Here is a 13,385-nt window from a genome sequence, read left to right on the forward strand (position 1 = left end):
CACCGGTCATTGCCCCGGGCCTGATAGAATGAAGCACACCCACCAAGGAGCCGCCCATGCCTCATCCCTGCCCGGCCGTCATCGTCATCCTCGAACGCGACGGCGCTTTCCTGCTGGTGCAACGGAGCAATCCACCGGACAGCGGCCTCTGGGGCCATGCCGGCGGCAAGCTGGAATGGAGTGAAAGCCTGGAGCAGGCTGCCCTGCGGGAGTTGAAGGAAGAGACCGGCCTGGACGGCAAGCCAATGGGACGTCTGCCGCCGCTGGATATGGTGACGGACGGGCATCACTTCGTGCTCTGCCCGGTGCTATGTGAGGACCAGGGTGGTGAACCGGTGGCCGGCGACGATGCCTGCGCCACCGGCTGGTTTACCCTGGCGGAAATGCGGGCGCAGCCGGAACGGTTCAGTCGGGATGTCGCCCGGGTCTGTGAGCAGGCCCGGGCCTGGCAGGCGGGAAACGTCCCAGACTAGTCCGCGTCGCGTTCCTGCTCCAGCTCTTCCAGGGACTGGTAGTCGCACTCCTTGGACGCCTGGAAGCTGTCGGACGAATCCACCAGGACGTTGTCGTCCCCGAGGAAGCGGCGCCCCAGCAGGATCGCGTAGTTGAAACGGCTGCGATCGGTCAGGGAAAACTGGGTTTCGTGCTTCTCGCCGGCGATGCAGAAGTCCATCTTCACCACATAGCGGCGCTGGGATTCGGCGCCCTTGCGCTTGATCAGCACCGTGCGCTCCACCGGGCGCTCGAACTGCAGGACAATGTTGTCATCCTCGGCATCGTCCGGCGACTTGTGATCGTCCAGCGGCACCTCAAAGCTGACCCAGCGTTTGCCGTCCTTCTTGAACGGTTCCACGTTCACCGCGTGCAGCGACGACGTCTTGGCGCCGGTATCGAGCCGGGCCTTGAGCCGCACGCCGGAATCCTGCAGGACCACCCATTCCACAAAGCCGAGGGTTTCGGCGTCTTTCTTGTGATCGTCCGCGAAGGCGGCGGGAACGTTGATGACCAGCAGCGCAGCCAGCCACAAGGTAAATCCGAATCGCATGCAGTACTACTCCTTGTTCAGAAGGAACCATCACCGGCCAGAGCCGGACAGCGATTCGGATGATGCCAGAGCCGCGGGAACTCGGCCACGGTCCTGACGGAAAGGTAATCGCGCGGTAACGGCGGGACGGTCAGTCGACGGCCGCCAGGGGCTGGCGACGATTGCGATGGGCGCTCGGGCTGATGCCGGTCCAGCGCTTGAATGCGCGGGTGAAATTGGCCGCATCGGCGTAACCCAGGGCGTCGGCAATCTGGCTCAGGCTCATGCGGGTGTTGGCGAGCAGATCCCGGGCCCGCTCCAGGCGCACCTGGTCGACCAGCTGTTGGAAGCTGACATCCTCTTCCTGCAGGCGACGTTTCAGGGTTCGCTCGGACACAAACAGGGTGCCGGCCACCCGGCCCAGCTTGGGCGGGAAAGGATGACTGGTTTCGATCACCCGGCGAACCCGGGCGCCAAAGCCGGCGTCTTCAGTCAGTCGGTGCAGGGCCTGCTCGCACTGTTCCCGGGACGCGCGCGCCACTTCGTCGTCACTGAAACGGATGGGCGTGGCCAGGGCACCGCTGGGAATCACGATGGCGTCTTCGTCGCGCTCGTACTCCACTGGCAACGGCAACTGATTCCGGAAACGCTGCACGTAACCCGGCTCGCGGCCCCGGCGATGCACCCGGGCGCCCCGCACCGGCTGGCCCAGCAACTGGGTGCCCATGGTCACACAACCGAACACCATGGCATCCATGATAAAGCTCTGCAGCGGTCCGAGTTCCAGGCCGGCCACCACGCGCAGGGTCGTGGTGTCGCCTTCGTTGACGCAGAAAATCCGCAGGTGCGGCGCGCGCAGGGTCAGGTAGCGCACCATCAGGTCCATCGCCTCACCCAGTGTGCGGCTGTTCATGGCGGCAATACCCAGGGCACCATGCAACGGCAGGCGAAGCTCCGAGGCCAGCAGGATGCCGAGCCCCGGCTCGCCACTCTCGACGATGGCCCGGGTCACGAATTCACTGGCCTGGGACAGGGACACACGAACGTCGTCATCGGCCAGGCACGCCGGATCCAGCCCCACTTTCGTCAGCAATGCCCGATCGTCCACGCCGCGCTGGCGCAGCAGTTCGGCAATGGTGTGCAGGTAAATCGCCGGTAAGCCCAGATCCTGAACCTGTGATGCGGCAGCAGGCATGTCATCCGTCCTCAGAAGTTGCATTATTGTAATAGTGCAACTGATTATGAATGGATCCGATCACCGACCCCATGACTGCAGTGACGCGTCAACGGGATGAAGGGGCCAATTGTTCCGGGAGGCGAGGCCAGCCAGGGCCTAACGGGGCGTGTGCCGGTCCAGGAAATCCATGAGGATGCGATGGGAGCCCAGCGGCTTTTCAAGCATGGGCAGGTGTCCGACTTTGGGCAGCATGTGAACTTCCGCGTGGGGGACCTGCTCGCGGTAGAAATCCACACAGCCGGGCAGGGTGATGCGATCCCGGTCACCCCAGATCACCAGCAGCGGCGGCGTATCCGCGCCCAGTTCCTTCGCCGGGGCGTACGGATCGGCCACCATGTCGGCAAACACATGGCGGTTCTGGCCGGAGCGACGCAGCAGATCGACCCCCAGCAAACCCACCATGGCCAGACCCGCCGCCGTGGGCGTGCCGTTGCTGACGCTGTTGAACATGCGGTAGATACCCGGCCAGTCCTCCGGGAGCAAGAGCGAGGAATCGAAGCGCGGCGGCCGTGACAGATCCATGCCCGGCTGGGCCGGAATCCCGGCGCTGTTCATGACGGTCAGGCTGGCGACCCGTTCGCCGCCGCGGGCCGCCATCACCGTGGCGATGGCCCCGCCCATGGAGCTGCCCACCAGGTGCACCTGACCCAGACCGGCCGCACCCAGCCACTGCAATAGACGACCGGCCTGCTCCCGGTAGCCATAGCCGGCGCCGACCTTATAGTCGCTCTCACCGAAGCCGGGGATGTCCACGGCCAGCACGTGACTGTCCGACGGGAACAGGGGCAACCAGGCGCTCCAGTTCTCCTTCATTGCCGCCAGGCCGTGCAGCAACACGATGGACGGACGGTCACTGCGCCGCCGGCCTCGCTCCAGCCAGACGATGCGGTGCCCATCGACCGTCGTGCTGTGTCGTCTGGCCCGCTGCAACCAGCGGTGCCCGGTCCGGGCCAGCGGCCAGGGGTTGGGCAGGCGATCTTGCAGCGTGTTGAACAACGGCGTGTTAGCGAGCATGAAGGGTAACCTTTGTTGCGTGGAGTCCTTTGACCCTGAGTCTAACCCGTCCTGCGTGACGTCCTATGGCCTCGCTGTCGCGTCGAACGGGGCGCGCCTGCCAGTCCCGCATCAAAGTCGCAGGTCGAGATACACCGGATCATGATCGGAGGAACGCCAGGGGCCCGGACCATACAGCCGATCCGCGCGGTCACCGGAATGGTATTGGAGGTTGTAATCCAGCACCGGCGGTTCATCGGCATTGATGTGCCAGACGGCGCCACCCACCACACGCGCCTGCAGCGACGGATCCGGAAGGAGATAATCGAGGGTGCCGCGCACGCCGTGGAAGCGGTAGCTGTAGCCGTCGTCGCCGGCCAGGACCGCCGGTCGACGGAAGCCGCCCTCGGCCAACATACGCAGCGGGGTGTCGGTAGCGTGGCTGTTGAGATCCCCCAGCACCAGCGTGTGCTGGGGCGGGAGGTCGTCCAGCCACGCCAGCAGCGTCCGGGCGGAGCGGGCCCGCACCGGCGCGTAGCAACCCTCACCGTCGCCCTGGTCGGCATTGGCGCCCCGGGCATGGCGGCAGGATCGGGATTTGAAATGATTGGCCACCACCCGCAGCGTCTCGCCACTGTCGCGCGCCCGGAAAGTCTGTGCCAGGGGAACCCGGCTGAAGGCATCGAAGGGCGCCTCATCCAGGCTGTCACTCTCACCCACCGGCTCAACGCGATCGGCGCGATACAACAGGCCCACCCGGATGGCATCGTCACCGGCGTCTTGCGGGCGAACCGCGGCCCAGTCGTGCCCCAGCGCGGCCACCAGTTGCGCCACCGCGGCATCCGGCCCGCGCCCGTCGTTTTCCAGCTCCATGACCCCGACGATATCGGCTTGCAGCCCTTCAATGGCGCTGACCAGCTTCTGGCGCTGACGCGTCAGTTCCGCCGGACTGTCCGCCCCCCGCGCGGTCGGGAAGCCGCCGCCCCGGCCGTCGCCGTTGAAAAAGTTGAGCAGGTTGAAACTGGCCACCCGCAGGGTGCCGTTAGCCGGGGGCGCCGGCCAGTCGGGGCGGGTGTTGCCGCCCACCACCGAGGGCCAGCGGTCGGGCTGCAGCCGCCAGCGATCGTAGCGGAAGTCGAGCACGCCCTGCACCGGCGACAGCAGGCTGCCCGACCTGAGCGTGTGGTTTGCGGTCAGCCCAGGCCGGGGCCAGGGCAGATCGGCGGGATTCTGGTCGAGGCTCCGGTCGTCGAGCAGGAGTTGCTGCTGTGGCGACAGCGAATCGGGATAGCGTGGATCGTCCCCGGCCAGCGTGACCAGACCGTAACGCCCCAGGTCGTGGGTGTCGACGACCGTTACCGGATCCGCGAACGCGACGCGCATCCCTTCCAGGGCTTCCGGGTCGGCGGGCAGGGGAAACGACAGGACGACCGGATCCGGCAAACCGCTGCGACCGCACACGCGCAGCCGATCCCCGGCTGCGATTTCCGTTAACCCATGAAATTCCTTCACCCGACCGCGCACCCGCACGTGCTGACCCACGGCACCGCCAGACGCCCGGGTATAGACAAATACGGCGTCCGAGGTGGTGGGATCGCGATCGGCGTCTTGCGGCAGGGCCTGCAGATAGAAGCCGCCCAAGCCATGGGGGCCGCGGCCGTCGAGGGTGATCACGCCTTCGACCGCAACGCGGCGACCGGCCAGCGGTGACTGATCGCCGGCACCCTGCACCCGGGACAGCGGAGTCGCGCTGTCTCCGCAGCGTTCCGCCAGGGCCGGGTTGGCCAGCAGAAGGCCGCCCAGGAGCGCGAGGTTGGAGGCGATGCCTTTCATGATGCCCTTCGTGAAACCATAATGCGTTGTGACCGATGTGCGACCGGCAGTGTCCCCAAGGTTCACTGCAGATGCAATGGAGAAACGCAATGAGCCATCCCGTGATCCTGATTGTCGTGGCGCTGGCCGCCGTTGGCGCGCTGATGGTGTTTCAGGCGCGGCGCCGCAACCGTTCCATGGGCCAGTTACGTCGGGAAGGTTTCATCCCCGATCAGCGCTGGTCTTCCAGTCTTACGGTGGTCACCGAGCAGGGGACGGATCGTTTTGCCGTGGTCTGGCCGGGCCGCTACCAGATATTCCGGGCGGCCCAGATCGTCAGCATCGAGGTCATCGGGCAGGAAATGGAATCGGCCCAGCATCGTCACAAGGTGCAGATCGAACTGGACGACCCCGACCATCAGGCCATCGGGCTGGCCACGCTCAACCGGCGTGACCGTGCGGAGAAATGGGCCCGGGAACTCCGCGACTGGCGGGCCGCCCACGTCGCGGACGGCTAGGCAGCTTACAGCCAGGCGCGCAGGTCGTCGCGATTGGCCAGCTCAAGCTGCTGAACCAGCGGATCGCTGTGCGGGGTATCGCCACTGAGCCCGGCCAGGGTCAGCATGTAGCGGACCAGGGCGGCCCGGCTTTCGATCTTCAGCTGGCCGTCGACCATGGCGTAATCGTTGGCCACAATGGCCTGCTGATCCGCCGACAGGCGCTGGTCCGGCCGCAGGATAATGTTGACCGTGGTGTTCCAGGCCTCGTCGTTGCGGGCCTTATGACGGCTGCGCTCGGGCAGGACCTGGGGCACACCGCGGAAGCGACTGAGCACGAAATCACGGTATTCGCCGTTGGTTTCGCACCAGGCGCGCACGTGCCAGCGCTGGCCGCTGTAGACCAGGGTATGCGGCTCGAGCGTTCGGCGTTCGCCTTCCGGCCGGGTGAGCGAGAAGTATTCCGCCTCCAGGCGACGGCCCTGACGCGTCGCCAGGACAATCGGGCGCACCACTTCCGGCTCCGCCAGGCGGCGCGGCACATGCAGGATCTCAGTGTTGGGCAGACCCAGATCGAGGGATTCGAAGGTCTCGCTCAGGGCGTGATCGCGGCCCAGCACTTCCAGGTATTCGTCCGAGCGCCCCTGCGTCACCGCGGGACGGAACTGATCGGCGGGGACGTAGCCTTTCAGGTGACGGTCGTATTCCAGGTTGCCTGGCGCGACCTCCCGCAAGTAGGTGTTGATGTCCTTTGATGCCTGCTGGCGACCAATCCCGAAAGCATGGCAGATGTGGTTGGTCGTCAGACGACCTTCCCACAATGCGATGATCTCAATCAGGCGGTAACGTAGCAGGAGATCCCATCGAATGGGCCAGTCCGTTTTCTTCATCATGTGGCGCTCTTTCTTGACTGATTGAATTTCGATCAATCCGTAACCAAAGTCGATATGCTAGCAGCTTCCCGACACGCCGCGTGTTACGGCACATTAATGTCAAATAACGTTAAACAGTGGACTAATAGTTTGGCTGTTTCCAGAGAAATCCACCACTTACATTCAGGTAACATCCGCCATTCGGGAAGTGCGTAATCGCTTACAAAGCCGGCCTCTGATTAAATCGCGGACGCCCGGCACGCTCTCCTGATGCCTGCTATGGTGTGTACGTATCTGCTGTCGCCAAAGGCCTCCGGAAAAACTGCCATGAGACGAATGGTCGCCTCCCTCTCTGCCCTGATTCTCAGCACCATGCTGCTGGTCAGCGGCAACGCTTTCCTGATGACGCTGCTGGGTATCCGACTGGGCCTCGAGTCCATTGATCCCGCCACCATCGGGCGCGTGCTGGCGTGCTACTCCATCGGCTTCGTCATCGGCACCCTGACCGTCAACCGGGTCATCGAGCGGGTGGGGCACATTCGCGCCTTCGCGGTGTTTTCGGCGCTGACGGCCGTCATGGCCCTGCTGTACCCGGTCGCCCTGTCGATGACCTTCTGGGCGTTCCTGCGGGTGCTGTCCGGTTTCAGCATGGCCGGCGTGCTGCTGGTGGTGGAAAGCTGGTTCAGCAGTCGGGCCACCAACAGCAATCGCGGCACCCTGTTTGCCGTCTACCAGATCGTGTTCTTCGTGTCCGTGGCGGGCGGGCAGCTGATCGTCAACCTGGGCGACCCGGCGTCGTTCCTGCTCTACACGCTTGCCGCCATCCTGCTGACACTGTCGCTGATCCCCCTGTCCCTGACCCGGATGGAAGCGCCCGCCATCGAACAGGTGGCCCGCATTTCCATCTTCACCATGCTGGGCCAGTCCACCACCGGAGTAATGGGCGCGCTCACCTGCGGCGTGCTGATCGGCACCTTCTACGCCCTGGGACCGGTCTACGCCACGCTGATTGGCCTCGACCTGGCACAAACCTCCGTCTTCATGGCCACGGCAATCATCGCCGCCATGTTGCTGGCCTGGCCCATGGGCCGGGTCTGTGACCGTTTCGACCGGCGGCGGGTGATGCTGACGCTGTCCTTCGTGGCCGCCCTCGCCGCCTGCGCGGCTGCGTTCCTGGGCGTCGACCATCCGGTTCTTCTGATCGTCGCGGTGGGCGCGTTTACCGGGCTGTCGGCGGCGCTCTACCCGATCGCCGTCGCCATCACCAACGACCGCATGGAGCAAACCCACATCGTGGCCGCCAGCGCCACGCTGCTGCTGAGCTACGGTCTGGGTAGCGTGTTGGGGCCGCTGGTGATCTCGGAACTGATTGGTGTGATCGGCCCCGGCGGCCTGTTCCTGGGCAGCGCCGGCTTCCTGGTGCTGCTCGGCCTGATCACCGGCTGGTATATCTGGACCACCGAGGACATTCCGGTCGAGCAGCAGGAACACTTCGTCAGCACCATGCCCGAGGCCATGCCCGTGCTGACCGAGATGGATCCGCGCAACGAGGAGTTCCACACCTCGCCGGAAGCGGCTGAAATCGCCGAAGAGATCGCCACCGAGCCCTCAGCCTGACGCGTCCGTTGGCTCGCCCCGGTCGCACTTCACACAATCCAGGCAGGCGCCCAACCGGCTGTGCCGTCCCGCGTCGGTGGTCACCCAGGGGCGGTTGATGAACGGTGGCCGGTGCCGCACATGCTGGCCGTGACCGCAGGCCAGTTGCGCCACCCAGTCGCCGGCGTCGTCCTGATAAAAGCCCTTAATCGGTTGTTTCATGACCCGAAACGTTAATCAGTGGGTTCCTAAAGATTGCCCGGGCAAAGCGCTTTCGGTTTTCCCTCATGTTAATTCTGATCCCGCATCTGTTTTCATTACAACTGTTAGCAAACTAGTATTAATTATCCTGTCACGCGCTTTTTGTCATCCAGCGTGACCGCATCCTGTCGGGAGTTTTCTGATGAAAGACCAGTTTCCCTTCGCCGTGGCACGGGTTACCCGCCGCTGGCGCAAACTGCTTGATGAACGCCTCAAAGACCTGGGCGTCACCCAGGCCCGCTGGACCACCATGGTCTATCTGCAAAAAGGCGGCGAAGGCCTGACCCAGCGCGAGCTGGCCAGCCTGATGGCAATCGAGAACCCGACGCTCGTGCGCCTGCTCGACAGCCTGGAAGGCCAGGGCCTGATCGAACGCCGCCCCTGCCAGAAAGACCGCCGTGCCCGCCGTCTGCACCTGACCTCCGCCGGTGAAGCCTTCATGGACGACCTCAACGGCCGCGGCGAAAAGCTCCGTGAGGAAATGCTCGAGGGCGTGGACGACGCCGACCTGGAAGTCGTACTTCGGGTCTTCAACCGCATCATGAAGAACGCCGAGCAGCTGCAGGGCCACTGACCCCTACCGATTCCGCCGACGCCATGGACGGAGGCACCCCCTGAAAGACTTCAGTCTGGACGCACTGCGTGAACGTCACGGTGCCCGCTGGCGCTGGCTGGCGGTCGCCACGGTGATGCTGGGCACCATGGCTACGGTGCTCAGCGCGACCATCGTCAACGTCGCGCTGCCGGACATCATGGCGTACTTCGCGATTGGCCAGGGCCAGGCCCACTGGCTGGTCACCGGTTTCATCGCCGCCATGACCACCACCATGCTGACTACCGGCTGGCTGCTGGACCATTTCGGCCTGCGCCGTACACTGGCCAGTGCCATGGTCCTGTTCAGCGTGATGTCGGTGGCCGGCGGTTTTGCCACGTCGCCGGAATGGCTGATCCTGTCCCGCATCGGCATGGGCGCCATGGCCGGACTGATGCAGCCGATGGCCATGTACCTGGTGTTCCGGGCGTTTCCCCGGGAGCAGCGCGGCCAGGCCATGGGGATCTACGGGATGGGCGTCATCCTGGCGCCCGCACTGGGCCCCGTCATCGGCGGTTTTATCGTGGATCAACTGAGTTGGCGCTACGTGATGTTTGCGCCGGTCCCGGTGACCCTGCTGGGCGTGATCATGGTCTACCGCTATCTGCCCTGGCCTGTAAGCCGGCCGGCCCCGTACCGTTTCGACTTTGCTGGCTTCCTGTGGCTGGCCTTGTTCATTGCCACCAGCCTCGATGCCCTCAACACCCTACAACATGCCGAAGGCGAAGGTCTCCGTATCGCCCTCAGCGGCACCCTGGCCCTGCTGGCACTGATCCTGTTTGCCCGCCGCGAGCGCCGGGCCGCCAACCCGCTGCTGCACCTGGGGCTCATGCGCCGTCCGGAATTCCGCAGCGCCTGTCTGGGTGCCGTGGCCCTGGGGCTGGCGCTGTTCGGATCGACCTACCTGATTCCACTGTTCGTGCAGTCGGCGCTGCAGTTCTCGGCCACCGAAGCCGGGCTGCTGATGCTGCCTGCCGGCATCGCCCTCGGTATCACCTTCCCGATCGCCGGCTGGCTGGCCGACCGCAAACCGGCTCGGCGCATGATCATGATCGGGATCCTGGTGTTTGCCCTGTCCACCGCGCTGTTTGCGTTTTCCGACCAGGCGCTGGGCTTTTTCTGGCTGGCCACCTGGGCCGTCATCGGCCGCGTCGGTCTGGGCCTGATCATGCCGTCCCTGTCCACCGGTGCCCTCAACCCGCTGGAGCCCCACGAGCTGGGCTACGGCTCCAGCATCATCAACTTCACCCGCCAACTGGGCGGCGCCTTTGGCGTCAACGTGGTGGCGCTGACGCTGGAGTACGGCGAGCACAGCCACGGCCTGCCCACCATCGACGCCTTCCACAGCGCCTGGTGGCTGATGACGGCCTTTGTCCTGCTGGCGCTCTGGCCGGTTCGCCGCATCCCCGGCTGATCAAACGCTCTGGGCATTCCCCCCCTAACCTGACAGAGAGTTAATCCACTCGGTGGCGATTCCGGGTTGACTTTTCTGCGCTCATTTAACGAGAATGATTCGCATTAGCTTATGCGTATATATAGCAATTACCCCGGCAATTGCTTCCTCCAACGCCAACCCGATGGATAAGGCTTATGATGGATCAACCAAGCCCGCTACACCCGTCTCTGTTTTCCACCACCTCAACCTCGAAAGCCAACCCCGAAGATTTCCTGTTCAACGCCCAGCAATCCGAGCGTTACCGCGTCACACTGGAGCAGGGGATCGACCTGATCCAGCGCCGCCTGGCGTTGGCCGACCAGCCGTTCTCCGGGATCCTGCCTGGCGAGCTGGCACCCCGCTTCCAGGATCTGGACCTGGATCAGCCGCTGGACGGCCTGGGCGAGGTGCTGTCCGAGTTGGATGAGCTGTACCTGCAGGACGCGGTCTACTTTCACCACCCCCGTTATGTGGCCCATCTCAACTGCCCCATCGTCACACCGGCCATCCTGGCGGAGCTGATCCTCAGCAGCGTGAACACCTCAGTGGACACCTGGGACCAGAGCGCCGGCGCCACGCTGATTGAGCAGAGCCTGATCGACTGGACGACCGGTCGCATCGGACTGGGTCCGAAAGCCGATGGCGTATTCACCTCCGGCGGCACCCAGTCCAACCTGATGGCCATGCTGCTGGCGCGGGACAACGCCTGCGAGCGGCTCTGGGGCCACAACGTCCGCGAGCTGGGTATTCCCAGCGAGGCCAGCCGCTTCCGGATTTTCTGCTCCGAGGTCAGCCACTTCAGCCTGCAAAAGGCCGCGGCGCTACTGGGATTGGGCTACGACGCCGTGGTGCCGGTCGCCTGCGACGAGCACTTCCGCCTGGATCCCCACGCGCTTCGGGCATCACTGGATGCGGCCGCCGAGGCGGACCAGATCCCGCTGGCCATCGTCGGCACCGCCGGCACCACCGATTTCGGCAGCATCGACCCGTTGCCTGAGATCGCCGCCATCGCCCGCTCGGTGAACGCCTGGTTCCACGTGGATGCGGCCTATGGCTGCGGCCTGCTGCTGTCGCGCCATCACCGCCAGCGGCTGGCGGGCATCGAGCAGGCGGACTCGGTCACGGTCGACTACCACAAATCGTTCTTCCAGCCGGTCTCCTGCAGTGCGCTGCTGGCCCGGGACAGCGCCAACCTCGGCTGCGTCACCTGGCACGCGGAATACCTCAACCCGCTGAGCCAGCGCCAGGAAGGTACGCCCAACCTGGTGGACAAGAGCCTGCAGACCACGCGCCGGTTCGACGCACTCAAGCTCTGGCTGACCCTGCGCACCATGGGGCCCGATGCCCTGGGCGACGCCTTTGAACGGGCCATGGCCCTGGCCCGCAAGACCTACCTGTTGCTGCTGTCCGACGAGCAGATCGACGTACTGCATCAGCCGGCCCTGAGCGCGCTGGTGTTCCGCTATCACCCGGCCCGGGCATGTTCCCCCGAGCAGCTGGACGCCGCCAACCGTGCAATCCGCAAAGCCATCATGCGCTCGGGCGAGGCCATGGTGGCGGCAACCCAGGTGCGTGGCCGCCACTACCTGAAATTCACCCTGCTGAATCCGGCGACCCGGATTCAGGACATCCAGGCCATCCTGCGCCTGATCAAACAACACGGGGAGGCTTACTTCCGCGAGGCGGACAAGCCCCCGGTCCAAGCGGCATGCAAGGAGGCGGTCCATGGCTGAGCGCATTTACGACGTTATCGGGATCGGGATCGGCCCGTTCAATCTGGGCCTGGCCTGCCTGGCGGAACCCATCGACGGTCTGGACAGCCTGTTCCTGGACGAGAACCCCGGCTTCGACTGGCATCCGGGGCTGATGATCGAAGGCGTCCACCTGCAGACGCCGTTCATGTCCGACCTGGTCACCCTGGCCGACCCCACCAGTCCCTACAGCTTCCTCAACTACATCAAGCAGCAGGGGCGCCTTTACAGCTTCTACATCCGGGAGGATTTCTTCCTCCAGCGGCGGGAGTACAACCAGTACTGCCAGTGGGCCAGCCAGCGGCTGCACAATGTCCGGTTCAACACCTTCGTCGAGCAGGTCGAGTTCGACAGCGACCGGGACTGTTACCGACTGCGTACGCTCTGCTCCCGAACCGGCCAGCCCCGGGATTACCTAACCCGCCGCCTGGTTCTGGGCACCGGGCCGCGCCCCCATTGCCCGAGCTGCTGTGACGACCTGGACGGCCCGGTCCTGCACGCCTCGGACTATCTCAATCGCAAGGAAGAGCTGCAGTCCCGGAACGCCATCACCCTTGTCGGCAGCGGCCAGAGCGCGGCGGAAATCTTCTACGACCTGCTGCAGGACATCGACAGCCACCACTACACCCTGAACTGGCTGACCCGCTCGCCCCGCTTCTTCCCGCTGGAATACAGCAAACTGACGCTGGAAATGACGTCCCCGGAGTATGTGGACTACTTCTTCAGCCTGCCGCGGGAAAAACGCGATCATCTGGTGACCCACCAGAAGCACCTGTACAAGGGCATAAACACCGACCTGATCAACGCCATCCACGACCTGCTGTATACCAAACGACTCGCCGGTCACGTGCCGGTGAATCTGCAGACCAACGCGGCACTGCTCGAGGCCCGCTTCAATCGCCAACGCCAGCGGTACGACCTGACCTTCGAGCAAGTGGAGCAGCAACGCCGCTTCCATCACCAGACCGAAGCGCTGGTGCTGGCCACCGGCTACCAGTACCGGCCGCCGGCGTTCCTTGAGGGGATCGCCGACCGCATCCGCTGGGACGATCAGGGACGGTTCGACGTGCGGCGCAATTACAGCATCGACCGTGAGGGCAGCCGTATCTTCGTTCAGAACGCCGAACTCCACACCCATGGATTTGTGACGCCGGACCTCGGCATGGCCTGCTACCGCAACAGCTGCATCCTGCGCGAACTGACCGGCGGCGAGCCGTACCCGATCGAGGAGCGCATTGCCTTCCAGCAGTTCGGGGTGTCCGACACAGAGGCGCTGACCCGCCCCCAGAACGCGCTGGCCTGATATGTCGGTGTC

The 13,385-nt window shown here is 64.7% G+C and carries 13 protein-coding genes; 7 read left to right on the plus strand and 6 right to left on the minus strand.

Annotated features, from left to right (window positions below):
• The first annotated feature begins 56 nt into the window (after positions 1 to 56).
• Positions 57 to 473: an NUDIX hydrolase gene (locus JL474_RS09750; protein WP_203141936.1), complete on the plus strand. Its 417-nt coding sequence runs from the start codon at positions 57 to 59 to the stop codon at positions 471 to 473.
• On the opposite strand, the gene JL474_RS09755 is transcribed toward JL474_RS09750, so the two are convergent.
• From JL474_RS09755 to JL474_RS09770, 4 genes are all read right to left on the minus strand, one after another.
• A complete protein-coding gene (locus JL474_RS09755) occupies positions 470 to 1,045 on the minus strand; it encodes an ATP-dependent zinc protease family protein (RefSeq protein ID WP_203141937.1) in 576 nt (191 codons plus the stop codon). The genes JL474_RS09750 and JL474_RS09755 overlap by 4 nt on opposite strands.
• 130 nt (positions 1,046 to 1,175) lie before the next feature.
• Positions 1,176 to 2,219, minus strand: a complete 1,044-nt coding sequence (locus JL474_RS09760; RefSeq protein WP_203141938.1) for an AraC family transcriptional regulator — start codon at positions 2,217 to 2,219, stop codon at positions 1,176 to 1,178.
• Positions 2,220 to 2,357: 138 nt separating this feature from the next.
• The gene (locus tag JL474_RS09765) at positions 2,358 to 3,275 is read right to left on the minus strand and encodes an alpha/beta fold hydrolase (RefSeq protein ID WP_203141939.1); all 918 of its coding nucleotides are present in this window, start codon (positions 3,273 to 3,275) and stop codon (positions 2,358 to 2,360) included.
• Between the two features lie 111 nt (positions 3,276 to 3,386).
• Positions 3,387 to 5,087, minus strand: a complete 1,701-nt coding sequence (locus JL474_RS09770; protein WP_203141940.1) for an ExeM/NucH family extracellular endonuclease — start codon at positions 5,085 to 5,087, stop codon at positions 3,387 to 3,389.
• An 89-nt stretch (positions 5,088 to 5,176) separates the two neighbouring features.
• On the opposite strand from JL474_RS09770, the gene JL474_RS09775 reads away from it, so the two are divergent.
• Positions 5,177 to 5,584 carry a hypothetical protein gene (locus JL474_RS09775; RefSeq protein ID WP_203141941.1) on the plus strand — a complete coding sequence of 136 codons (408 nt, stop codon included), beginning with the start codon at positions 5,177 to 5,179 and terminating at the stop codon, positions 5,582 to 5,584.
• 5 nt (positions 5,585 to 5,589) lie between these two features.
• Here the strand turns inward: JL474_RS09775 and JL474_RS09780 are convergent, their stop codons facing one another.
• Positions 5,590 to 6,453 (minus strand): helix-turn-helix transcriptional regulator, encoded by an 864-nt coding sequence (locus tag JL474_RS09780; RefSeq protein ID WP_123633734.1) that lies wholly within the window; start codon positions 6,451 to 6,453, stop codon positions 5,590 to 5,592.
• A gap of 309 nt (positions 6,454 to 6,762) precedes the next feature.
• On the opposite strand from JL474_RS09780, the gene JL474_RS09785 reads away from it, so the two are divergent.
• Entirely contained in the window at positions 6,763 to 8,052 is a 1,290-nt protein-coding gene (locus tag JL474_RS09785; RefSeq protein WP_203141942.1) for an MFS transporter, read from the plus strand.
• Here JL474_RS09785 and JL474_RS09790 read toward each other — a convergent pair.
• The gene (locus tag JL474_RS09790; protein WP_203141943.1) at positions 8,044 to 8,253 is read right to left on the minus strand and encodes a DUF3565 domain-containing protein; all 210 of its coding nucleotides are present in this window, start codon (positions 8,251 to 8,253) and stop codon (positions 8,044 to 8,046) included. The two genes, JL474_RS09785 and JL474_RS09790, sit on opposite strands and share 9 nt — an antisense overlap.
• A gap of 181 nt (positions 8,254 to 8,434) precedes the next feature.
• On the opposite strand from JL474_RS09790, the gene slyA reads away from it, so the two are divergent.
• The 4 genes from slyA to JL474_RS09810 all read left to right on the plus strand — a co-directional run bounded on the left by slyA (position 8,435) and on the right by JL474_RS09810 (position 13,373).
• Positions 8,435 to 8,866: a transcriptional regulator SlyA gene (gene slyA / locus JL474_RS09795; protein ID WP_123633585.1), complete on the plus strand. Its 432-nt coding sequence runs from the start codon at positions 8,435 to 8,437 to the stop codon at positions 8,864 to 8,866.
• A gap of 115 nt (positions 8,867 to 8,981) precedes the next feature.
• Entirely contained in the window at positions 8,982 to 10,298 is a 1,317-nt protein-coding gene (locus JL474_RS09800) for an MDR family MFS transporter (RefSeq protein ID WP_407944059.1), read from the plus strand.
• 176 nt (positions 10,299 to 10,474) lie between these two features.
• On the plus strand, positions 10,475 to 12,052 hold the full coding sequence (locus JL474_RS09805; RefSeq protein ID WP_236012181.1) for a pyridoxal phosphate-dependent decarboxylase family protein: 1,578 nt from the start codon (positions 10,475 to 10,477) through the stop codon (positions 12,050 to 12,052).
• On the plus strand, positions 12,045 to 13,373 hold the full coding sequence (locus JL474_RS09810; protein WP_203141944.1) for a lysine N(6)-hydroxylase/L-ornithine N(5)-oxygenase family protein: 1,329 nt from the start codon (positions 12,045 to 12,047) through the stop codon (positions 13,371 to 13,373). The genes JL474_RS09805 and JL474_RS09810 overlap by 8 nt, the downstream gene beginning before the upstream one ends.
• The last annotated feature ends 12 nt before the right edge of the window (positions 13,374 to 13,385 follow it).

Source organism: Marinobacter mangrovi, assembly GCF_016798325.1.
Taxonomy (GTDB): Bacteria; Pseudomonadota; Gammaproteobacteria; order Pseudomonadales; family Oleiphilaceae; genus Marinobacter_A; species Marinobacter_A mangrovi.